The organism is Patiriisocius sp. Uisw_047 (assembly GCF_047730165.1).
Lineage (GTDB): Bacteria > Bacteroidota > Bacteroidia > Flavobacteriales > Flavobacteriaceae > Patiriisocius.
In genome coordinates this window covers 623,993-648,627 of the sequence record NZ_CP159834.1, presented here as the reverse complement: position 1 = coordinate 648,627, position 24,635 = coordinate 623,993, and the positions used below count along the sequence as shown (strand labels likewise).

Genomic DNA, 24,635 nt, shown 5'->3' with positions numbered 1-24,635 from the left:
TATCGTAACAGTCTTACTGCTCACGTTTAGAAAGGCAAAAAGATACCCAAATATCCAAGAACAGCACCCATAATAATTACCCAAATTACCGAAATCTTTTTTGGGCCAAAAACGAATAATATAGAAACAATGGCAATTAAAATCGATTGCCAATCTATTAAGGTGGCACTACTCATCGTAACAAGCACAGCCAACATCACAGCAACCGCAGCGACGTTTACAGAGTCTAAGAAATACCCTAGTATGCGTGATTTCCGCATGTTAGGGATAAAAGGATTTAAGATAAGGACGAATAAAAAGGAGGGTAAAAACATACCTGCAGTTGCTGCGATACAGCCCCAGAATCCACCTAATTGATACCCTATGAATGTAGCGGTAGATAAAACAGGGCCTGGTGTAAATTGCCCAATTCCTATGGCGTCTAACAGTTCTGCATTACTTAGGAGTCCTGTGGCAACGAGTTCTGCGTCTAGGTAGGCGAAAAGTACGTAACCACTTCCGTAGAGAATACTACCTACTTTTAAGAAGGTTAAAAATATCTTGAGCGTTCCAATGTGAGTTAACGTTTCCGAAGTAAAAAAAGGCAAGAGTAATGGGGCAACACTTGAAAGGGTTTTGCCACGCGTTTTACTTTTCAGAAAGAAATATAGCCCGCCGAGAAGTCCGCCAATTAATAATGCGACCACTTCGTGAATGCCCAATAGACTAGCTGCTAGGACTAAGATTCCAATAATGGCGAGCTCCCAGTTTTTTAAAGCCTTTTTCCCAAGCTTTAATATAGCAGATGCAATAATGACTAAAACCGCTGGCTGAATCCCTTTTATAAAAGGCGCTACTTCTGGAAGCGTCCCGTAATTTACATAGAGATAGGCAAGAAGACCTGTGATAAAAACCGCAGGGAATATAAATGATATGCCTGCAACAAAGAGTCCTTTTTTCCCGGCGCGCTCGTGACCACAGTGCATAGTCATCTCTGTGCTATTAGGTCCTGGGATGAGGTTTGTGGCGCCTATTAAGTCTAAGTAATGATCGCGCGTCATCCATTTACGCTTGGTGACCACTTCATCTTCCATCATCGCAATATGCGCAGCCGGACCTCCAAAAGCAAAGCAACCTAGTTTAAAAAAAACGAGTGCGACTTCTTTTAATTTACTGTTGCTTGACATAGTTTAAAAATATAATAAGCCCCATACTTACACTGTAAATATGGGGCTTATTAATTAATGGAATAAAGTGAATATATCTCCTTTTGGAATTAGAGAATTTCTTTTTTGAGATATGAACACCACTTGGGCTTGCCCCGAGGTATTTTATTACTCTCGCTTGTAACTTGTGTAATATTCTTCCATTAAGTTCATCACACCATTTACTAAATCTTTAGTCTCCAATAAAATATTGAAGTACAAGGAGGTGTTTTTAGGGCTCGACTCTTCTGTGCGAGTACGCTCTATTTGCTTGTGTATTTTTTCTGCAATTTGATTGTTTATTTCTTCTTTGCGAGATAATACATAGCTAATTCTCTCAAACTTCCCGCTATCAAATACTTCTACTATTTCAGTAAGCATAGAACTTAACTTGTCATCAATTTCTTGTAAATCTTTAATCTGACTGAAACGTAACTTTTTATGATTATTGTTTATGTGCTTGTAACTCTTCTTTGAGATATACTCGAGTGATTGAGCGATGTCAGTTAAGTAAGCCAATATGGTGATGTAGAAATTACTACCGCGAACACTTGTTTCATCTAGATTCTTTATAAGATAGAAGATGTTATCTCTTAAGTCTTCTACTTCAGATTCTAATTTCTCAACTCCTTTTTTACTCTTCTTTAACGTAGAACTGTCTTCTTTTGCCAGTCCTTTAAGTACGTCTGTGTAAATTTTATTTGTTCTAGAAATTACATTTGAAATGTTATGAGCACTTTCAGAAATTATTCCTTGTACCGTGCTGCTCTCGCTCTTTTTAAGTTTACTAGGGTCTATAGTAGTGTTCGATTTACGTTTGTGATTTAGGTAGTTACGTGCTAACAATACGGCTGTTAAAAGCAATAAAATAGGGATCATTACTTCTTTGTTCCAGTTGATTAAAAAAGCAACAATACCTGCGGCAACAAAAGCGCCAAAGGCCGTAAAGAACCATCCACCTATTACATTAAGAACACCAGCAACTCTGTACACAGCGCTCTCACGTCCCCAAGCTTTATCTGCAAGTGAAGTACCCATCGCTACCATAAAAGTTACGTAGGTTGTTGATAAAGGCAGTTTATAGGTAGTAGCAATCGAAATTAAAATACCCGCAACCATTAAGTTTACAGAAGCTCTAATCATATCAAATGCAGGTGCATCTATACTTTGATCTTTAGTGAGTGCAACGGCTTGAGGCTTATCAAAACTACTGCTCATTTTATCTTTTAAAGAAGAGGGTATAAGAAAGCCAACTCCTAGAGATAAATAACCAGCTCCTTTTACTACCGCTCTTGAAAGTGCGTTAGGCTCAAACTTTTCGTGCGTCTCTCCTTGTCTAGAGAGGCTTAATTCTGTTTCGGCAACTGTTTTTGCTTTTTTAGATAACCATAAAGTGGCAACCATTATTGCTCCTGCGATGAATAGTAAAAGCGGCTCAGCCGGTACTTTTTTGTTCAGAACATTCATTGAGAATAAAGTAGGGTCAATGCCAGATACAGACCACGCTTCATAAGAATGGTACGCTGCCATTGGTACTCCAATGAAGTTTACTAAATCATTACCTGAGAAGGCTAGTGCAAGACCAAAAGTACCTACTCCAATAACAACTAATAAAATTGATTTTTTAACTATTTTCTGAAATGCAAATGAGAATAAGGTCCAGAACACAAGACTAATTCCTAAAATGATAATCTCATTACCTTCTATATATCCTTTAAGGCCGCTATACCAAGGCGTCCCTTTTAGGCCTTTAAGGAAGATGAAATAAGTGATTGCCGCAAGAGCGACCCCACCAAAAATAGCTCCGAAGTTTTTCATTTTCTTCTCATATTGAAAAGTAAAGATCATTCTAGAAATCCATTGGACTAAGGCACCCACGGTGAATGCAATAAAAACAGATAACAAAATACCTCCAATAATCGTTAAAGCAGTGTCCGTATTGATGTACTTACCAAGATCTGCAACTGATTCTTGATCATTAGCGCCTATCTTAATCAAAGACATAACCACGGCTGCACCCAATAAATTAAATACGATGGATACTGTTGTAGACGTTGGTAAACCAAGTGTGTTAAAGAAATCAAGCAATAAGATATCTGTGATCATTACAGCCATAAATATGACCATGATCTCGTCAAAATAAAATTCGCCTGGCATAAAGATTCCTTTACGAGCTACTTCCATTAAGCCACTAGAAAATACGGCTCCAATGAAGATACCTAAACTGGCAATAATCATAATAGTACGCATGGAGAGCGCCTTAGACCCTATTGCAGAATTCAAGAAATTAATAGCGTCATTACTAACTCCTACTACGATATCTAGTACCGCAAGAATGGTCAAAGCCACTAACATTAATAAGTAAATATTATCCATAGTTGTTTATATAATTTTGGCAAAGGTCACAATAATGATTGAGCCGTTTGTTACCAAATTGTTATTAAAAGTGTAAATCAAATCCAGTTCTAAACAGTACGTTATCTTGAGTTCCATCTAAGGTCCCATAGCTCACGTCTGCTTGTATTTTTAAACTATGTCCCACTACATATTTAGAGACTCCTAAGGTGTATTGAGCCTGCGTATCATTTCCGGTAATAGCATCGTAGTTTATTGTAGCGTAACGTGTTGTTAGCTCATAATTACTTTTAAACAAGTAACTCGCTTGTACATTTAATGCATTACCTACTGTGACGATACTTCCGGCTTCAGTACCGTCAAGATTTACGGCTACAGGAGCAGATGCATCTCTATTTGCGTATTCTCCCATAAAAGCGAACCCCTTGTATTTAAACATCGCGTCTGCAAAAAAGGTGCTTATGTTTGTTTCATAAAGAGAGCCATCACTCAAGGTCATATAAGAACCAAGATTAGATCTCGTTTTCACGGCATTGTTATTAAAATCATAGGTGAATCCTACCATAAGTTTGGGTGTGTCTTCCCGCTTTAAATCACCTTGAGAATAATCTCCTTTAGATTTAAATTTTCCGAAGGGTAAAAACTCAACACGACCTGTATACTGCAGCCCACCTTCATTACCTTCAGTAACATTTCTTCCTTCACCTTGAGATAAGGCTATTTTTTCGCGCATGATAAAATCACCTCCTAAGGCAGTATGGTGACGTAATTGCACACCCACATCGCGATCAATATTAAAACGACTGTTTAAAATGGAGCGATCTATAAGTTGCAGGTTTGCAGAAGAAACGACACGTTCTACATTACCTGGGAGTTTAGTCTGTCCAGCCCATAATTCGAAATTTTCATAAAAATTCCACATGATTACGGCATCTAATATATATCGTGGCGTATTTCTATTGTATTGGTTTGCTCCGGAAATATCTCTATTTGAAAGCCCTAGCTCTATTTTGTATTTAAGCTTAGGGGAATACGCAAAACCACTAAATTTTAATCTTGCTCTTCTTATTAAAAAGTTTAAATCTGCGTCATCATAATCTGTCCCGTTATAGTCCATACTTGCTATATAGCGACCTTGAATACGTGGTGCAAATTTTACACTAAATGTACTATCTTTTGCTGTGAAGTTAATAAGTCCTTTTCCAAAAGTGGTGTCGCTTATTTCTTGTGCAGTCAGGGTAAAACAACATAAAAATGTTGCAAGTCCTAGAATAGTTCTAGTAATCATATAAATCAATTTTAGTTTTTGTCGAGTGCAAAGGTGCGTTTTATGTTAGAGTCCTATGTTATTAAAAGTTTAAGAATAGGGTGATAAATAAAAAAAAGGCTGCCCTAAAAGGACAGCCTACACACAGTATCTAGTCGACAAAAACTAATTGATTTTGTGCTGTCTTATAGAAAGACACTGTAAAGAAACGCACTAATATCTTTGTTCGTGTTACAGGAATATTATTAAACAAACGAAATAAAATCAACATTAAGGAACACGTAAACAACTGAAAAATAACCCTTTAATTTCTCAATGTTAACTTAATGTTACCAAAAGGTTGTGTAATTGTAAAATTTGTATTAATTTTATGTTATCAATTTAACACCCCTATTCTTATGAAAAATTTAATGTTTGTTCTCGCTATGATTTTAAGTGGTACGATGGTCTATGCGCAAGCTTGTTCATCTACTGGTACTAAAAAGAATTCTTATGTAAAAAATGGGGATCAGATAGAGGCAACTATCTACCATGATAATGGTGTGGTTGCACAAACTGGAAAATATACTTCAAGTAATAAACTGGAAGGTGAGTGGATAAGCTATGATAATGAAGGAAATAAAACAGCCGTAGGAAATTATAGTAATGGCACTAAAGTGGGAACTTGGTTATTTTATCAAGGAAGTCAAATGAAAGAAGTTACCTATACAAATACGAGCATTGCTGAAGTAAAAACGTATGCAATTACCGACACAAGAGTAGTAATTAACAAACCTTAATACTTAGAATTTACTCAAATAAAAAAAGGAGACCATTCGGGTCTCCTTTTTTTGTTTTGGCTAATTTTAAAATTTATAGTCTTGACATAATCCAAGCCCATCCAGAGATATCAACTGCTGTACCGTTAAATACATTGTCGTCTTCAGATATAAGTGGAGTTCCATCTACAATAATATTAGCTAGTGGACCGTCATCTTTCATATCAACATTAACATCATATCCTGATAAAAGCACATTGGTCATTGTAGCTCCAGACATTTTTTTGAATTGTAATGCTGTTCCTGGATCCGTTGTGATTGCAGTAAAATTGTTAATAGTTGGATTACCATTATCACCATCTGCTTCTAAAGCTGTGGAGAAGTTTCCGTTTGTATGAGAAATATAAGTGTTATTTAGTATTCCACTCCAGCCTTCAGTCCAATCAACTGCGTCATCTTCATTGTTTTCTAAGTACAGGTTAGTTGCATTAACTGTACCTCCAAAAAATTCAACACCATCATCAGCACCGTTTATGATAGCTATATTGTTTACTTCTGTTTCAGAACCTACAGCATAGAAAGAGATCCCATTATATTGAGATTCTGAGTTAATTTGAGCCCCAGTACCTAACATTACTAAGTAATTAATTGAACCAGAATCATCAGAAGCATTGTTGCCGCCGTAAATAAACCCACCTATCTCAGCAGTTGCGTTAAGACCTTCTGTTGTAGGTGCATCTCCACAAATAGTTAATCCACCCCAATCTCCAGGAGTTGCAGAAGCAGATGACATAATTACAGGATTAGTTGCTGTTCCGTTTATTTCTATCTGACCACCTTTTAATACAGCGATATATACAGAAGTACCGGCAGCGTTTGCAGTGATTTTAGTTCCAGCAGGGATAATTAATTTTCCACCATCTTGAACGATGTAAGAAGAAGTTAACGTGTATGCTACAGATGCGTTAAGTGTTACAGTTTCAGTAACAACACCTTGTAATAATGATGCGTTTCCAGTTTGATTAGAGTTCACCCAATCAAACAATGCAAAATCAACTGAGCTTGTAGTAGTGTATCCATTAAAAGGGTCACCATCTTGTCCCTCTATTTGTACATTTGATAAAGGACCATCATCTTTCATATCGATAGATGTTTCATATCCAGTTAATGATAACCCTGTGATAGTGGCTCCACTCATCTTTTTAAACTGTAGCGCTGTTCCACCTGCAGTAGAGACGGCAGTGAAGTTTGTAATTGTAGGGTTCCCGTTATCACCGTCTGCTTCAATAGCGGTTGAGAATCCATCATTACTGTGCACTACATATGTGTTAGTGATAGATCCACTCCATCCCTCTGTCCAGTCTACAGAGTCATCTTCATTGTTCTCTGAGTATAGGTTAGTGATAGAAACAGTACCGCCAAAAAATTCAACACCATCATCAGCGCCATCCATTAAAGCAATATTGTTTATTGTTGTTCCGCTACCTACGGCATATAGTGTTAAACCGTTGTATTGAGATTCTGAATTAATTTGCGCTCCTGCACCTTTAATGATAAGGTAGTTGATGTTTCCAGATGAATCTGAGTTATTGGTTCCGCCATAGATTAATCCACCTACTTCTGCAATGGCATCAACACCTTCTGTGGTAACAGCTTCCCCCAATAATACTAAGCCACCCCATTCTCCTGGATTGCTATTTTGAGTTCTCATTATTACAGGTAAATCGAAAGTACCTTGAATATCAATCTCGGCCCCTTTCTCTACAACAATATACTTGTCTGTTCCTGTCTCAGAAACAATTACAACTCCAGCAGGAATTGTTAATTTTGTGCCAGATTTGACAGTATAAGTACCTTCTAGAGAGTACGACTGAGAAGGGTCAAGCACACGGCTTGAGTCTTGGTTCCCATTTAGGGTAAAATCTGATTCAACTCCGTCATCTGTGGAGTTGTCAAAATTGTCGTCACTATCGCACGAAGCTAGAAACAACGATGCTGAAATAGCAAAAAAAGCAGATAATTTTCTTAAATTTTTCATAGTTTTTAGTTAATTGAAGGTTTGATTTATTAAAATTAAAATTGATATTGAATATTTATTCCTAGTTGCGCTCCTCGAGTGTAAGAGAGAATAGTCTCATTGCCAACAACTGTAGGTGTGTTAGGATTTCTTATTTCTTGAGTTCTTTTTATTTCTGGATTTAGTAGGTTTTTTGCAGTAACTCCTACTTTTAAATTTTCTGTAAGTTGTTTTCCTAGAATAAGGTCTAGTACTACAAATCCATTTTCTACAATAGATTCATTATAGTTTACATCACCAGAAGTTTGTATTTCTGGACTTCCTAAAGCGTAAATTCTATCTGAGGCAAAAGTTCCAGATATTGTAGCTTCAAAAGGTAAATCTGTATTTGTGTCAAAGCTTAATGCACCGTTTATAATCCAATTAGAAGCGCCCTGTAGGCCTATGTCAGTCTTATTGTTGAATCTAAAGGTTCTTATAAAATTTCCGTCTTCGTCAAATATTTCTTTTAAGTCTTGTTTGTGCCACATTCTGGTAGCATTCATATTAAACTTTAAATTAGGTGTTTCAGAGTCATCTCCATCAATGATGTTGATGCGAGAGTCTAGCTCAATACCGTATATATTAGCCTCATCTCCCGCATTAAAGTAAGAGAAAATACCGGCAGAGCCTCTATCTTGTACTTTGTTGATAGGGTCTTGAATGTTCTTGTGAAAACCAGTGATAGATATCAACTGATCTTTAGATGGAAAATACTCAAATTTAAGATCAAAGTTTCGGTTTATTGAGGCTTCAATATTTGGGTTACCTCTTGTTACTTGGCCTGTAGGAGATACGTATTCAAAAGGAGCAATCTCCTTAAATTCTGGTAATGTAGTTGTGTAGCTGTTTGCAAAACGCACATTAAATTTGTTGTTTAGAGCGTATTTTAAGTTTACAGATGGATATAACAGAGTGTACTCTTTATTAGCGCTACCTCTCCTTCCTGGAATATTATTAACAGCATATTCTACATTTATTTCATCGCTTTGGAAGCGAAGTCCACCTTGAATTGTAAATTTTCCAGTCACTCCTGTTGCTTCAAGATACCCCGCTTTAGATTCTAGGTTTCCCTTATATAGATCTGGTTCTAGACGATTTATTTTAATTAATCCATTGTTTAAATTCTGTTGTGTAAAAACTGAAGAGAGGTCATCAATTGAGGATGGATTAATAGCATTTGTAAACGTTTCTTCGATACCATAAAATTGCGAGCCAAAATCACGTTCTTTATTTCTATAGTTTGCGCCAAAATCTAGCTTAAAACTATTAGTTTCTCCTTCTGTAAATATCCACTCATCATTTATACGACCATTGTACTCAACGTCTTCAATTATCTGTATGCTTTTTCTTTGCTGAAATCCTCCAGTAGTACCTAACTGCAATAGCTCTTCATCATTTGCGAAGTTAAAATTCACTTCATTACGAATACGGTTTGGTTCATCTGCGCTTAAATAGTTAAAGCCTATCCCCCAGTCTAGTGTGTTCTTCTCACTCAATTTATTTGAACCAAGTAGCTGGGTGATTGAAGCAAGTGTCTTTTTTAAATTTTGATCTCTGATAAATTGAAAAGCTTCTCCTTCATCAGTTTCTTCAAAGATGGTCGCCGTACCAGACCTTCCTCCTTCAAATACTTCGTCTTCCACTTTGTTAATTAATAAACTTAATAACTCTACTTTGTTATTCTCATTCACTCTATGCTCTACACTGGCAAGCGCAGCGGTTGCTAGTGTCTTTTTCCAGGTAATTGCATCTGGAATAGTGTCGTCAATAAAATTAGAGCGATATTGTTTGAAGATGCCCTCGCGATACTCAAAATTAGTTGATTGTCCTGCGCTGAAGAATGCCTTGGTTTTGTCTCCTATTTTAGTCCCTCCATTTACAGAGATAGAGCGGTTAATAGGTGTAGAAGAAGTAACAGGGCTCCAAGATTCTTGTAATAATGCGTTTCTGGTAGAGAGGTCTCTTGAATAAAAACCTGCTGTGATATTTTCGCTATTTGGGGAGCCCTTAAAATTTCCGAAGACACCCTCACCTATTACGTTGGTGTTAATAGAACTATTTGCGCTAACAGATAATTCTTTACGACCATTCAGCCTTTTAGAACTCACATCAATATTTCCAGAAGATTGATCTGCAGATAATCCAGCAGACGTAGTTTTACTCACATCAATACTTTCAATTAATCGCGTGGTAAAAAGACTTAGATCAATGTTCTTGCGCTCTATATCATCTGACGGAATAGGCAATCCATTTAGTGTGGTGTACAAATAACGGTCACCAAGACCACGTACAAATACATCTCCAGTGCCATCTGTTTTTGATACCCCAGAAATTTTTGTGGTAGCACCAGCGGCATCGCTAACACCTAGCTTAGAAAGCTGTTCGCTACCGATACTCTCTTTAATGGTTGTAGCTTTTTTTTGTTCTAGTAATAAAGCAACTTCACTTTCTCTGCGCAACGTTGCGGTAATAACTACCTCGTCTAATGCAGCAGCACTAGCTCCCATAATTACATTTATGGTATTCACTTGACCTGCAACAATAGTTGTTGGAATCTCTAAAGTCTCATACCCTACATAGCTCACTTCGACAATGTAGTCACCAGCAATGAGGTTGTCTAGCACATATAATCCATCAAAATCTGATGTGGTTCCTTTTTCTGTATTCTTTAAAAGGATATTTGCAAAAGGCAGCGGCTCGTCATTATAATCCTTGTCTGTAAGTTTCCCAGCGATAGATCCAGTTCCTTGAGCAAGAAGGGTGGCGCTAAACATAAGCAGTACTGCGGTAAAAATTTTGATCATTATTTTTGTTATATTTCTGATGCAAAGATGCGAACGCATTGTAAAGTTCATGTTACCCAAAAATCAAGTTTATGTCAAGAGTAGGTTATCTTAATGTTAAGTACTTTAGAAAGTTTAAGGGCCCAAAAAATTGTACACAAATGATTATCTTGCCATCACATTAAAACAAGCAATATGATGCAATGGGAACAGCTTCTTTCATTACGGAAACAGGGAGTTACAAACAAACGATTACGCATAGAAGAAAACGAAACGCGCCTAGGATTTGAGGTAGATTACGACCGTGTTATTTTTTCATCAGCCTTTAGAAGTCTTCAGGATAAAACACAAGTAATCCCTTTGTCAAAAACATCATTTGTGCACACTAGACTTACGCACAGCTTAGAAGTATCTGTGGTGGGACGTTCTTTAGGGCGCACCGTAGGTAAGGCGATTTTAGATAAGCACCCTGCTTTGCATAAAGTACATGGCTATACTTTTAATGATTTTGGTGCTATTGTCGCGGCGGCTTCTTTGGCACATGATATTGGGAATCCACCCTTTGGTCATAGTGGAGAAAAAGCAATTGGCGATTATTTTTTACACGGAAATGGGCAGCGCTTCAAGAAAGATCTCACAGATAAAGAATACCAAGACCTCATCACCTTTGAAGGAAATGCCAACGGATTCAAAATCCTTACCGAAAGTAAAAACGGAGTAGAAGGCGGTTTAAGATTAACCTATGCAACGTTGGGTGCTTTTACTAAATACCCTAAAGAATCGTTACCTGAAAAACCAACCAACCATATTGCAGATAAAAAATATGGCGTGTTCCAGAGTGATACCACCTTCTTCATAGAAGTCGCAGATGAGTTAGGTTTGACAAAAAGAGGTGCAGAGGGAGACTTAAGTTATAACCGTCATCCACTAGCTTTTTTAGTAGAAGCAGCAGACGATATTTGTTATACGGTCATCGATTTTGAAGATGGGATCAATCTTGGTCTTATTGAAGAAGAGTTTGCACTTGAGTATCTTATAAAGCTCGTAAAAAACACGATCGATACTAAGAAATATCGTAGCCTTACCATTGTGTCAGATAGACTGGCATACCTAAGATCTCTAGCAATAGGGGTGCTCATACAAGAAGCTACGCAAATTTTCATCGATAATGAAGTAGCCATTCTTGACGGCTCCTTCACACAGTCTTTATTAGAAAAGAGTTCTTATAAAGCACAAATAGACGATATTATTAAAATTTCAGTAGAAAAAGTATATCAAAGTACGGAGGTAATTGAAAAGGAAGTTGCGGGATATAAAATACTAGATACCCTACTAGATACGTTTACATCAGCATTAGAAAATTATCACGATAACAAAGGGTTGCGGCATTATGATCACTTAATTCTCTCACAATTTGATGCTTCTATAAAAGAGCCACAAACGGTGTATCAGTATCTAATGGCTTGTTGTGCGTATGTTTCTGGGCTAACAGATGGAAACGCATTGCAGATATTTCAGAAAATAAATGGAAATCTTTAAACCGGTCTAATAATATTCTCATATTCACGATTTCATGTGTGCCAATTAAATAGTAAATCTCAGATACTTCTATAAATTCCTCGTATTTTTAACAATCAAAAATAAAACAAGATGAAAAAATTACTATTCCCAGTGTTCATATTCGCATCAATGATGAGCTTTGGTCAGGATTACACGCAGATTATTACAGAACATTTATCAGAGAACGTTGCGGCATATGATTTAAGATCATCAGATGTGGCTACGTTTAAAGTGAGTTCACAGGCGGTTTCAAAAAGCATGAATGTGACCACTGTTTATGTGCTACAAACGGTAAATGATATTGAGGTGTATAATACCGCTTCTCCTATCGCAATACGCGGTAATGAGGTGATGAATACAGCGCTATCTTTTGAAAAAGATTCTAGACAAAATGTAAACGGAGCAACACCTGCCATAACGGCACAAGATGCAATTGGCGCCGCAGCACAGCAATTAAACTTAGGTCGTTTAGGTGCTATAGAACAACTTGCTAATCCTAATGAGAATGAGTTTGTGTTTTCTAGTGGATTAATTTCGGCCAGTACGATTCCTGTAAAGCTTGTGTATCAAAAAGTGAGCGCTAATGAATTAAGGCTTTCTTGGGACGTGAGCATTGATGTTATTTCTGGAGCGCATTATTACAGCGTACGAGTAGATGCAATGACGGGTGCTGTTTTAAATAGCCAAGATTGGGTACTTAGTTGTTCTTTTGACACAAGCCCACATAATCATGGTGGTCACGGACAAAGCATACTGTTTGCTGAAAACAAAACAACGACAACGGCAGACGTGGCAGCAGGAGGTGCTTCTTATAATGTATTTCCTTTTCCAGCAGAGAATCCAGACGAGACAAATGAGCAGCTAGTGTTTTCGCCAGAAGACATTACAGCATCACCTTTTGGATGGCATGATACAAACGGAGTACCAGGCCCAGAATTTACGATTACTCGTGGTAATAATGTACACGCTTATGAAGATCTAGATGGTAATAACAATACAACAGGAGTGTCACCAGAAGGTGGTGATGTTTTACAGTTTAATTTCCCATATGATCTTCCTCAAGATCCAGGAAACTATACTGCTGCTTCCACAGTAAACCTTTTTTACTGGAACAATATTATTCACGATGTATTGTACCAGTATGGATTTGATGAAGCCAGTGGTAATTTTCAACAAAACAATTATGGCAATGGTGGTAATGGTGCAGATTTTGTGATTGCCCAAGCGCAAGACGGAGGAGGTACAAATAATGCAAATTTTTCTGTCGCACCAGATGGAATTAATGGGAGAATGCAGATGTATTTATGGAATGGTCCTGGAGAGATTCTTTATGAACTTTTAACGATTAACGCGGGACCTCTGGCAGGAGGGTATCTAGGGTTTGATTCAAATTTTACTGGAAACGCAGTACTATTACCAACAGACGTGCCATTAACGGCAGACCTTGCGCTAGCTGTTGACAATAATGCTGGTGCTTCTACAGATGAAAATGATGCCTGTGACCCATTGACAAATGCTGCAGCTTTAAATGGAAAAATTGCCGTGATCCGCAGGGGTGCGTGTAATTTCACCTTGAAAGTTGAAACAGCAGAGGCTGCGGGTGCAGTAGCTGTAATTATTGTAAATAATGTTACAACTGATCCAATCATGCAAGGAGGTGCAACTACCACAGATCTTGGTATTCCTTCTGTAATGATTTTTCAGGAACAAGGGGAAATAATAATAGCTGCATTAGAAAATGGTGATACCGTTAATGGGTCTCTTTTTGATGATGGTAGTGGTCTAGATTCGAACCAAAGAGATGGTTCTTTAGATGCAGAAATAGTTGCTCATGAGTATGGACATGGACTTTCTACGAGACTTACTGGTGGAGCAGGTAATGCGGGTTGTTTAACACCGTGTACACAAGTTGAAAATGGCCAATGTGTTGCAGGAAGTTATACAGAACAGATGGGAGAGGGATGGAGTGATTGGCTTGCATTAATTATGACTATGGAAGCTGGAGACAATGCAGAAGACCCTAGAGGTATAGGTACTTTTTCTAGAGGCCAAGGATCTGGAGGTTTAGGTCTTAGAACAAACCCTTACACAACAGATGTTACGCTCAATCCATTTACGTATGCATCTTCTAATAGTCCTACAGAAAGTGCACCACACGGTGTAGGTTCTGTATGGGCAACGATGATATGGGATTTGACGTGGGCTTTTGTAGATGAGTATGGATTTGATCCAGACACGTATAATGGTACTGGTGGTAATAATATTGCATTTCAACTTATTGTTGATGGTTTAAAATTGCAGCAATGTAATCCGGGGTTTGTAAGCGGTCGTGATGGAATATTAATGGCAGATGAGCTTGCAAATGGCGGCGTAAACAGATGTCTTATCTGGGAAACATTTGCAGCAAGAGGTCTTGGTGTAGCTGCAGATCAAGGGAGTAGATTTGACCGATTTGATCAAGTAGAGAACTTTGATGTTCCTGCAGGTCCTAATTGTATACTTGCCGCAGGTAACTTTGGTGATGGCTTGGGAGCTAACTTTACTGTTTTTCCTAACCCTACAAACGGAGATGTAAATATTAGAACTAAAATTAATGTAGGTGATGTGACGATTGCTATCTATGATTTAAATGGTAGAAAGGTGTTGTCACAAGATATCACGCTAGAGAATATTGCTATAATAGGCACTGCGGGTTTAAATACGGGTATCTATATTGTAAATATTGAAGGTGAGAATTACACGCACACAACGAAGTTGATCAAAGAATAGTCACTACGTTTATAATATTAAAGGCTTCCATTTAGGGAGCCTTTTTTTGTGCCAAAATTTTCTGGAGTTTCGTGCGTATTGCAGTGGCAGAAATTCCGGCTTCTTCGTGAAGTTCTGCAATAGTCCCCTGCTCCGGAAAATAACCGTCTACACCCCAACACTGCATATTATTTTTAAAGGAATGCATCGCAGAAAACTCGAGAATAGCAGTCCCAAAACCACCTTGGATGACTCCATCTTCTATTGTGATCACAGTGTCGTATTGCTGAAATATGCTTGTCAATAACACGTGGTCTAGGGGAGAAATAAAGCCCAGGTCATAATGTCCTATCTGTAGTTGGTCATCTGCAGTGAGAGCAGCAATCGCCTGCTCAACATTTCTTCTTATGCTTCCTGTAGTGAGAATAGCAATCTCCTTTCCGGTTTTTAAAACCTGTCCTTTGCCTATTTCAATTTTCTTGAAAGGCTGTTGCCAGTTTTTAATCGCTCCGCGACCACGAGGATAGCGAATTGCAATAGGATGATCAAGCCCTAATTGAGCCGTATAGAGTATGTTTCTTAATTGAATGACATCACTAGGCGCATAGATCATTAAGTTTGGAATGCATCGTAAGAACGCCATATCAAATATGCCGTGATGCGTCCCTCCATCTTCGCCCACAATTCCCGCTCTATCAAGACAGAAAATCACAGGAAGGTTTTGCAAACATACATCGTGAATCACTTGGTCGTACGCTCTTTGTAGAAAGGTGGAGTATACATTACAATACACCTGCATTCCATCTGCTGCCATACCCGCCGCTAAAGTCACAGCGTGTTGTTCTGCAATCCCAACATCAAAAGCTCTTTCTGGAAAACGTTCCATCATATATTTGAGAGAGCTACCCGTAGGCATTGCGGGTGTAATCCCGACAATATTTTTATTTTGTTCTGCAAGCTCTACGAGCGTAAGACCAAAAACATCTTGAAATTTTGGTGCTAAACCATTGCTGTTTTTTGGTTCAAGTTCTCCAGTGCTTGCGTTAAATTTTCCCGGAGCGTGATAGGTAATTTGATTTTCTTCTGCTTGCTTGAGTCCCTTTCCTTTTTTGGTAATTATGTGCAGTAATTTTGGGCCTGCTATTTTTTTGAGTCGACGCATTTCAGCAATAAGTATTTCAATATTGTGGCCGTCTATGGGGCCAGAATAATTGAAATTAAGTGCTTCAAAAATGTTGTCTGTTTCTGGAGCGCCATCCAATGTTACTTTTGTGAAATATTGTTTTAGAGCGCCCACACTTGGGTCAATCCCGATAGCGTTATCGTTTAGAATGATTAGCATGTTAGTGTCTGTTACACCGGCATGATTGAGGGCTTCAAACGCCATCCCGCTTGCAATTGAGGCATCGCCGATGACTGCTACATGTTGTCTGTGAATGCCTTTCAGTTTTGCCGCCATCGCCATCCCTAGTATCGCTGAAATAGAAGTGCTGCTATGACCCGTCCCAAAAGCATCATAGGTGCTTTCACTCATTTTTGGGAAGCCAGAAATACCGTGTAGTCTCCTGTTTGTGTCGAAATTTTCTCTGCGTCCCGTTAAAATTTTATGCCCATAGGCTTGATGCCCTACATCCCAGATTAGTTTATCTTCTGGCGTGTTAAACACATAGTGGAGCGCTACGGTAAGTTCTGCAACGCCTAAGCTTGCACCTAGATGTCCTTCTTTAGTCGCTACGGCTTTAATAATAAAGTCGCGTAACTCTTGAATGAGTTGAGGTAATTGGTTTTCAGAGAGCTTTTTAAGATCTGTTGGATAGTTGATGTTATGAAGTAGGGTAGTGCTCACAAAGCAAAGATACTAGTTTAGCCTATGTTATTTAGATAAGTAGTTAATTTGTAGCTTTACATATTCTAAACAAGATGCACACATGATCAAGCCCTACGACGACACCTATTTTATGCAACGCGCTCTGCAAGAAGCAGAAGAAGCTTACAGTCAAGGAGAAGTCCCAATAGGAGCAGTCATAGTTGCAAAGAATAAAATCATCGCCAGAGCTCATAATCTCACCGAAACTTTAAATGATGTAACCGCACATGCAGAAATGCAAGCCATCACGGCCGCGGCAAATTTTTTAGGCGGAAAATATTTAATTGATTGTACTTTATACGTCACGATAGAACCCTGCCAGATGTGTGCCGGAGCATTATTCTGGAGTCAAATAAGTAAGGTAGTATACGGAGCAAGAGATCAACAGAGGGGTTGCATAGAAATGGGGACAAAGCTCCATCCAAAAACAAAAATGACAGGAGGCATTCTTGCAGAGGACTGTTCTAAACTCCTTAAACGCTTCTTTTTAGAAAAGAGAAATTTAAATTAGTGTCCGAGCAGAGCAGAGGACAAAAAAAACCCGTTTAATACTAAACTTAATTCAGTATAAAACGGGTTTTTAATCAAATGTAAAAAGATATATCTATTTCTTAGATTACACGCACTTGGCCTGCTACCGTTCCTTTTCTGCCTTCTTCTTCTAAATATTCTACTTTATCACCCTCATTAAGAGCTTGTCCATTAAGACCTGTGATGTGTACAAAAATGTCTTTTCCAGTTTCATCATCTGTGATAAAACCGAAACCTTTTGATTCGTTGAAAAACTTTACTGTTCCTTCCATTCTAATATATAATAAATTAATAATAACACAAATGTAGCTAAAAAATGACGTGTAATGTTAACTAAATATTAACTTTATGTATTTAAAATAGATTATAACTTGTTGTTATCCGTGTAGTTGCGCATTTTTAAGATGTTTTCTTTGTTCAGCATGTAGTCTTCTACTTTCTTGTTTTTCCAACGGTGATAAATAAAAGCAGGCATCCATAAAAAGAACAAACAACAGATGCCAAGGCCTATGCATAATTCTCCTGTTGCAGGACGCTCTCCTTTTATTATAAAGCCAGAAATCGCGAGAATTAATGCTGCAAAAAAACTGATGTATAGAAAAAACTTCATGGTGTAATAATTTATTTTAAGACTGTGGTATTATAAAAAAAGCTGCTATTTCTAAGTTCAGCGCGTCTAGATCATCTATGTATAATTATCGTAACCCTTGGTGTAGGGATGTCTAAAAATGTTCTCTTCATTAAAATTTGTATACGAAGGGAAGCTTTTATTTTGCGAAAGCACAGTTATTTGCGCTTAGCGCAAGTCGTGCTGTACGTGCATAATTCTATCGCCATCACAGAGGGTGTGTATATCTAATCTGCTTTTAAAACAACGTTTAAATGTAGCTCGTCCAATTGGGCTTGATCCAGTGGTGCAGGAGCGTCAATCATAACATCCCGACCACTATTGTTTTTTGGGAATGCAATAAAATCACGAATGGTTTCCTGTCCGCCAAGAATGGCAACAAGTCTATCTAAACCAAAGGCGAGACCTCCGTGTGGTGGCGCACCGTACTCAAATGCATCCATCAAGAAGCCAAACTGTGCTCGCGCTTCTTCCTCGCTAAAGCCAAGATGACGTAACATAATTGCCTGGGTTTCTTTATCGTGAATACGAATAGAACCTCCGCCTATTTCGTTTCCGTTTAAGACTAGATCGTATGCGTTTGCTTTTACTTCGCCCGGATTAGAATCTAGCATTTCTAACTGTCCTGGTTTAGGAGATGTAAATGGATGGTGCATTGCGTGATAATGCCCTGTCTCTTCATCAAGCTCTAATAATGGGAAATCTACTACCCATAATGGAGCAAACACATCTGGTTTGCGTAAGCCTAACTCTGCAGCAAGATGCATCCTTAATGCACTCATTTGTGCACGTACCTTATTTGTTTCTCCAGAGAGAACACAAACAAGATCGCCAGCTTTTGCCCCTGTAATTGCTGCCCATTTTGCCAGGTCATCTTGATCGTAAAATTTATCTACGGAAGATTTATATGTACCGTCATCATTACAACGACTGTATATCATGCCAAGAGCTCCCACCTGTGGACGCTTGATCCATTTAATAATAGTGTCAATTTCTTTACGTGTGTAGTTATTTCCACCGGGAACTGCAATACCAATTACTAATTCTGCGCTGTTAAAAACACCAAAGTCTTTGTGCTGGGTTACTTCATTTAACTCCCCAAACTTCATATCAAAACGAATATCCGGTTTGTCATTTCCGTAGAGACGCATTGCATCATCATACTGCATTCTTGGGAAATCACCTATCTCAACGCCGTTGATTTTTTTTAGTAAATGGCGTGTTAATCCTTCAAACATATTTAGTATGTCCTCCTGCTCAATGAACGCCATCTCGCAGTCAATTTGTGTGAATTCTGGTTGACGGTCTGCGCGTAAATCTTCATCTCTAAAGCATTTTACAATCTGAAAATACTTATCAAGACCCCCAACCATAAGCAGTTGCTTAAAGGTTTGAGGCGATTGTGGAAGGGCGTAAAATTGTCCTTCATTCATGCGAGAAGGCACTACAAAGTCACGGGCGCCTTCTGGCGTAGATTTAATTAGATATGGAGTTTCTACGTCTACAAACCCTTTATCAGATAAGTAGTTGCGCACCGCCATCGATACTTTATGACGGAAAATAAGATTTTCACGTACAGGATTACGACGGATATCGAGGTAGCGATATTTCATACGTAAGTCTTCTCCACCATCCGTTTCGTCTTCAATCGTGAATGGAGGTGTAAGTGACTCATTTAAAATAGTCACCTTCTTCACTAAAATCTCAATATCACCTGTAGGCATTTTTGGATTTTTGGATTCACGCTCAATTACTTCACCGGTTACTTGAATCACAAATTCGCGGCCTAGTTTTGATGCGGCATCCATCATATCTTTCGGTGTGCGTTCTTCGTCAAAAACAAGCTGCGTAATGCCATAGCGATCACGGAGATCTACCCAAACGATAAAGCCTTTATCACGAGATTTTTGCACCCATCCTGCAAGTGTCACTTCTTGTCCTACATTGCTGGTTCTCAGTTCGCCGTTATTGTGTGTTCTGTACATAGTGTTTTCTGTGAAGGCTGGATTCGGTTTAATGAAATTCCAGTCTTCTTTATTAAAGATAAATAAGAATGCAAAAATAAGATTTAATGTGGGTTGCTGAAATGTTAATGGGGTAAAATTTAGATGGTTAATAATAAGGTAATGATTACTTGTGATTCTGCTAAAGCCTCTCTAACCCTTCGGATGAGGATATGTCAAAACCTAAACATAAAGCTCTGGAAGAATTTATATTGCTTTGGGCATTTTTCCAACTTTAAAATTTTGCCGAAAGGCAACCACTATAAAGTTTATAGTAATTTATCTGCATATGTGTTCAAGGATATTTGATAATTATAGTTTTGAGGAAATTTTATTTTTTTATGATATTTAACAGTAATCTTCGTAATAAAGGTGATTGATTGTTAGAGAAAGTTTAATATAAATTGTTAATTTGTGACTTTAAACCAAAAATCATTTTATTATGAAACAAACTAACTATCTCGGCAGGATATTCTTGCTTATGCTTTTATTCCTTTCTTGTGCTGCATTTGCCCAAAGCACACTTTCTGGAACAGTAAAGGACGCAAATGGCGATGCGGTGCCTTTTGCTAGTATTATTGAAAAAGGAACTTCTAATGGAACAACATCAAGTTTGGATGGTGATTTTTCCATTAATGTAGACAATTTGCCTGCCACACTTGTATTCTCTTCTATAGGGTATACTACTATTGAGCAGTCTTTTACTAGTGATTCTCCACAGAACATTGTTTTAGGTGAGTCTGCAGAATCTCTTGATGAGGTTGTAATTACAGGGCTTGCTACTTCTATAAAGCGATCTAACTCAGCAAACGCTGTGAGTTCTGTAACTGCTGAGCAATTAGTAGGAACTACGGGGCAATCTACGATTGATGGTGCTTTATATGGAAAAGTAACGGGGGTTAATATTACTTCTACATCTGGTGCTCCAGGTGGTGGTGTTGCTTTGCGTTTGCGTGGTGTGTCGTCTTTAACTGGTAACAACCAACCACTTTTTATTATAGATGGAGTATACTTAAATAACTCTGAAATCTCTTCAGGTTTAAGAGGTGCTTCTGGAGCAAATAGAGGGAATGAAGAAAATTCAGGAAATCGTCTAGCTGATATTGACCCTAATGATATTCAAAACATTGAAATATTAAAAGGTTCATCTGCAGCAGCAATTTATGGACAACGTGGTAACGCGGGTGTTATAATCATAACTACTAAAAGAGGTAAAGCCGGAAAAACAAAAATCAGCTTTAGTCAGGATATAGGAACACAGAATATTGCAAACCCATTAGGCTTACGTCCTTGGACAGCGCAATCTGTTGAGGATACTTTTGGGCCTGAAGAAAGAGCAAAATACGAAGCTGTAATTGCAAGCAGAGGAAGTTTATATGATTATGAAGATATCATTTATGGTGAAACTGGGTTTATTCAAGACACTCGCCTAAGTGCTGCAGGTGGAAATGCTAAAACTAAATTTTATGTAGGTGGTGGATATCGTGATGAAGCGGGAATTATTAAAAATACAGGCTTTGAGCGTTTTACATTCAGAGGAAACATAGATCATAAAATTTCAGAAACTTTTAAACTATCTTCTAACACAAACTTTGTAAGAAGTAGTTCTAGTAGAAGTTTTACGGGTAATGAAAATGAAGGTGGTCTTAGTTATGGATACACATTAGCGTTTACAAGACCTTGGAATAACTTATATCCTGATGAACAAGGAAACTATCCTAATAACCCTAATTACCCTGGAAATCCACTTTTTGTAAGAGACAATGCAATTAATGAAGATGTAAACAACCGTATTATACAGGGATTGAGTTTAACATCTAAACTCTTTCAAGATGAAACGAACAATGTGAAACTTCTTATTAATGGAGGTATTGATGTGCTTGCAAATGAAACATATGTTTATGTTCCAGAAACGCATCAAGCACAAATAGGTGGACAAAACGGATTTGTCGCTGTAGGTAAAAACAACGATACATTTTTGAACACACAAGCTATTGGTGTTTGGGATAAAGAAATGATGGAAGGAGATCTTAATCTTACCACTCAAGCTGGTATCGCTTATATCTTTCAAGAAAGAGATCGATTGTTAAGTACAGGTGCAGATCTTGCCGCTGGTCAAACAACGCCAGGACAAGGTGTAAATCAATCTGTAACACAGAATAGAGGAGAGGAACAGGATTTTGGATATTTTGCCCAATTAGAAGGGAATTATAAAAACCAAATCATAGGTACTTTAGGATACCGTTTAGATAAGTCTACTCGTAATGGAGATCCAAATGAACTTTTTGGATATCCAAAAGCTTCTGTGGCCGTAAACGTTGCGAATTTTGATTTCTGGGAATTAGAAAACATAAATCAATTAAAGTTTAGAGCTGCTTATGGTGAGACGGGTAACCCTGCAAATTATGGGTCAACTTTCACTAGTTATAACGCAAGTAGTATAGGTGGAAGTCCTGGAGTTTCTCTAGGAGGTCTTAGAGGAGATCCTAATATTCAACCAGAAACTTCAAGAGAATTAGAACTTGGTGTGGATGTAGGTGTTATGGACAATAGAGTCACCCTAGAGGCAACGTACTATACTAAAACGGTTGAAGACTTAATTTTAGGTCGTGCGCTACCATCTTCTTCAGGGTTTACAAGAGAGTTAACAAACTTAGCAGATTCTGAAAATAGAGGGCTTGAATTAGCTTTAAGAGGTGATGTAGTAAGAGGAGAAAATTTTACTTGGAGTACAGGAATCCAGTATTACTTTAACCGTTCAGAAATTACAAGACTTGATGTAGATCCATTTACTCCAGATGGAGCAGGATTTGGTTTAGGTTTAGGTTCATTCTATATTGAAGAAGGAAGTCCTATTACTCAATTAGTAACTAACTTAGATACAGATAACGATCCTTCTACTCCAAATGTTCCAACACGTGTTGGAAATGTAGAGCCAGACTTTCAAATGGCGTGGGATAACAACATCACGTTTTTAAAGAATTTTGATCTATCCTTTTTGATGCAATTGAAATCAGGTGGAGAAAACTTAAATCTTTCAACGTTATTGACAGATTTAGGAGGCGTTACTCCAGATTTAGAAACGGCAGCTGGTCAAGCAAGATTAGCATTGCCATTTAACGGAGAACGTTTTGTTCAGCCAGCGGGTTATTTAAGACTTCGTGAAGCGGCGTTATACTACAGATTTCCAAGACAAGTAATTGACCAAGTATTTGGTGATTTAGTTGAAAATGTGAAATTTGGTTTCTCAGGTAGAAATCTTTTTACCGTATCTGATTATAACAGTTATGACCCAGAGGTATCAGTAAATGGTGGTTCAGGGCTATCTACTGGAATTGAGGTAACTCCTTTCCCTAGTTCAAAACAAGTGTATTTTCACTTAAACGTAAACTTTTAAAATATAGAATATGAAAAATATATTAAATACTATAGCAAAATACAGCCTCCTTTGCGGAACTGTGCTATTTGCTACCTCTTGCGAATTTGAAGAGGTAATAGACCAAGATGGCCCTAGTGTAGATGGCGTTTCTGTAGAAGCCTCTAAAGGACAATTAAATGAATTGGTGGTAGGGGTAGAGTCAACAACTAGAAATGGTTTAGGTGTTGAGGTTTCAGCAAGCGGAACTATGGCAAGAGAACTGTATCTGTTTGATGCGGATCCTAGAAATACAAGTGATTTATTAGGTAAAAATGGTACGCCATTAGATAATAATTCATTCTATAGTACTTCTCAATGGGGAGGTAACTACAGAGCAATCAAAAATGCTAACTTGTTAATCGATGCAGTGAATAATACTTCAGCGGTTAATGATGCAGAGCGCAGTGGGTACTTAGGGTATGCAAAGACAGTAATTGCTTATGAGTTGATTCAAGTATTGAAAGCTTATAATAAAGCAAGAGTTGATGTGAGCGATCCAGATAATTTAGGACCATTGTTGGATTTTGATCCTGCAATTGCAGGAATAAGAGCGATGCTTAATGAGGCAAACGGAAACCTGCAAAATGCGGGTGATTCATTTGTTTTTTCATTGAGTGATGGATTTGAAGGATATGATACCCCAGCAACTTTTAGCCAATTCAATAGAGCGGCAGCAGCAGTTGCAGCTGTATATGCTGGTGATGGTGCTGGTGCAATTACAGCACTGAACGCTTCTTATTTTGATTTAACGGGTGATTTAACTATGGGTCCTAAACATACTTTTGGACTCGGAGGAAATGATCAAGCAAATCCTGTATTTAGAGTACCATCTACAGATGATTTTCCTAATAATGGAGATCAAATCATCGTGCACGATAGTTGGTTGGCAGATGCAGAAGTGGGTGATACACGTGTAACATCAAAGACAGCGCCAAGGCCAGATCCTACTGCTTCTCAAGATGGTTTAACAGGTGTGAATGAAACCCGTTTATACGCTACAAACACTTCAGAAATTGACATGATTCGTAATGAAGAATTGATTTTAGTATTTGCAGAAGCTAGTATTCTTGCTGGCGCGCTTCCTAATGCAGAAGCAGCATTAAATGTAATACGTAATCAATATACCATAGGAGATTTTGGAGGTGCTACAGATGCAGCTTCTTTAACTTCTGAAATGTTGAACCAAAGAAGATATTCTTTATGGAGTGAAAATCATAGAATGTTTGATTTACGTAGATATAGCCTATCAAATACATTACCAATTGATAGAGAAGGAGATCAAATTTTTAATGTATTACCAATTCCACTTACTGAAAACTTATAATAAGTATTATATATTTTTAAAGCCCCTATACTCTTTTGTATAGGGGCTTTATTATGAGGTAGCGGTTCTGCTGAGCGTACTTGATATCGCAGCTATTATTACTTCGGAAATAAGCCAAAATCAAAAACGCCCTTAACAATAATACGTGTT

The 24,635-nt window shown here is 37.9% G+C and carries 15 protein-coding genes; 6 read left to right on the top strand and 9 right to left on the bottom strand.

From position 1 onward, the window contains the following. Positions 1 to 26 precede the first annotated feature (26 nt). The 3 genes from chrA to ABXT71_RS02890 form a co-directional block, all read right to left on the bottom strand. The gene (gene chrA, locus ABXT71_RS02900; RefSeq protein WP_415372349.1) at positions 27 to 1,166 is read right to left on the bottom strand and encodes a chromate efflux transporter; all 1,140 of its coding nucleotides are present in this window, start codon (positions 1,164 to 1,166) and stop codon (positions 27 to 29) included. 147 nt (positions 1,167 to 1,313) lie between these two features. Further along, on the bottom strand, positions 1,314 to 3,560 hold the full coding sequence (locus ABXT71_RS02895; RefSeq protein ID WP_415372348.1) for an inorganic phosphate transporter: 2,247 nt from the start codon (positions 3,558 to 3,560) through the stop codon (positions 1,314 to 1,316). Between the two features lie 64 nt (positions 3,561 to 3,624). Beyond that, positions 3,625 to 4,827: a porin gene (locus ABXT71_RS02890; protein WP_415372347.1), complete on the bottom strand. Its 1,203-nt coding sequence runs from the start codon at positions 4,825 to 4,827 to the stop codon at positions 3,625 to 3,627. A gap of 377 nt (positions 4,828 to 5,204) precedes the next feature. Here ABXT71_RS02890 and ABXT71_RS02885 point away from each other — a divergent pair, with 377 nt between their 5' ends. Further along, the gene (locus ABXT71_RS02885) at positions 5,205 to 5,585 is read left to right on the top strand and encodes a toxin-antitoxin system YwqK family antitoxin (protein ID WP_415372346.1); all 381 of its coding nucleotides are present in this window, start codon (positions 5,205 to 5,207) and stop codon (positions 5,583 to 5,585) included. Between the two features lie 73 nt (positions 5,586 to 5,658). Here the strand turns inward: ABXT71_RS02885 and ABXT71_RS02880 are convergent, their stop codons facing one another. Next, entirely contained in the window at positions 5,659 to 7,602 is a 1,944-nt protein-coding gene (locus tag ABXT71_RS02880) for a hypothetical protein (protein WP_415372344.1), read from the bottom strand. Positions 7,603 to 7,637: 35 nt separating this feature from the next. Next, complete coding sequence (locus ABXT71_RS02875) at positions 7,638 to 10,427, bottom strand: outer membrane beta-barrel protein (RefSeq protein WP_415372342.1); 2,790 nt, start codon at positions 10,425 to 10,427, stop codon at positions 7,638 to 7,640. Positions 10,428 to 10,604: 177 nt separating this feature from the next. Here ABXT71_RS02875 and dgt point away from each other — a divergent pair, with 177 nt between their 5' ends. Together dgt and ABXT71_RS02865 are read left to right on the top strand one after the other, a co-directional pair. Beyond that, positions 10,605 to 11,945, top strand: a complete 1,341-nt coding sequence (gene dgt / locus ABXT71_RS02870; protein ID WP_415373055.1) for a dGTP triphosphohydrolase — start codon at positions 10,605 to 10,607, stop codon at positions 11,943 to 11,945. A gap of 111 nt (positions 11,946 to 12,056) precedes the next feature. Next, positions 12,057 to 14,735 (top strand): T9SS-dependent M36 family metallopeptidase, encoded by a 2,679-nt coding sequence (locus ABXT71_RS02865; protein WP_415372340.1) that lies wholly within the window; start codon positions 12,057 to 12,059, stop codon positions 14,733 to 14,735. 31 nt (positions 14,736 to 14,766) lie between these two features. On the opposite strand, the gene ABXT71_RS02860 is transcribed toward ABXT71_RS02865, so the two are convergent. Beyond that, on the bottom strand, positions 14,767 to 16,560 hold the full coding sequence (locus ABXT71_RS02860; protein WP_415372338.1) for a 1-deoxy-D-xylulose-5-phosphate synthase: 1,794 nt from the start codon (positions 16,558 to 16,560) through the stop codon (positions 14,767 to 14,769). An 82-nt stretch (positions 16,561 to 16,642) separates the two neighbouring features. Here ABXT71_RS02860 and ABXT71_RS02855 point away from each other — a divergent pair, with 82 nt between their 5' ends. Next, a complete protein-coding gene (locus ABXT71_RS02855) occupies positions 16,643 to 17,092 on the top strand; it encodes a nucleoside deaminase (protein ID WP_415372336.1) in 450 nt (149 codons plus the stop codon). A gap of 100 nt (positions 17,093 to 17,192) precedes the next feature. On the opposite strand, the gene ABXT71_RS02850 is transcribed toward ABXT71_RS02855, so the two are convergent. The 3 genes from ABXT71_RS02850 to aspS form a co-directional block, all read right to left on the bottom strand. Then, positions 17,193 to 17,384, bottom strand: a complete 192-nt coding sequence (locus tag ABXT71_RS02850) for a cold-shock protein (RefSeq protein ID WP_415372334.1) — start codon at positions 17,382 to 17,384, stop codon at positions 17,193 to 17,195. A 92-nt stretch (positions 17,385 to 17,476) separates the two neighbouring features. Next, a complete protein-coding gene (locus tag ABXT71_RS02845) occupies positions 17,477 to 17,722 on the bottom strand; it encodes a hypothetical protein (protein ID WP_415372332.1) in 246 nt (81 codons plus the stop codon). A gap of 245 nt (positions 17,723 to 17,967) precedes the next feature. Next, on the bottom strand, positions 17,968 to 19,725 hold the full coding sequence (aspS, locus tag ABXT71_RS02840) for an aspartate--tRNA ligase (RefSeq protein ID WP_415372330.1): 1,758 nt from the start codon (positions 19,723 to 19,725) through the stop codon (positions 17,968 to 17,970). A gap of 460 nt (positions 19,726 to 20,185) precedes the next feature. Here aspS and ABXT71_RS02835 point away from each other — a divergent pair, with 460 nt between their 5' ends. Next, a complete protein-coding gene (locus ABXT71_RS02835) occupies positions 20,186 to 23,140 on the top strand; it encodes a SusC/RagA family TonB-linked outer membrane protein (RefSeq protein WP_415372328.1) in 2,955 nt (984 codons plus the stop codon). Between the two features lie 10 nt (positions 23,141 to 23,150). Next, positions 23,151 to 24,485 (top strand): RagB/SusD family nutrient uptake outer membrane protein, encoded by a 1,335-nt coding sequence (locus ABXT71_RS02830; RefSeq protein WP_415372326.1) that lies wholly within the window; start codon positions 23,151 to 23,153, stop codon positions 24,483 to 24,485. Positions 24,486 to 24,635 lie beyond the last annotated feature (150 nt).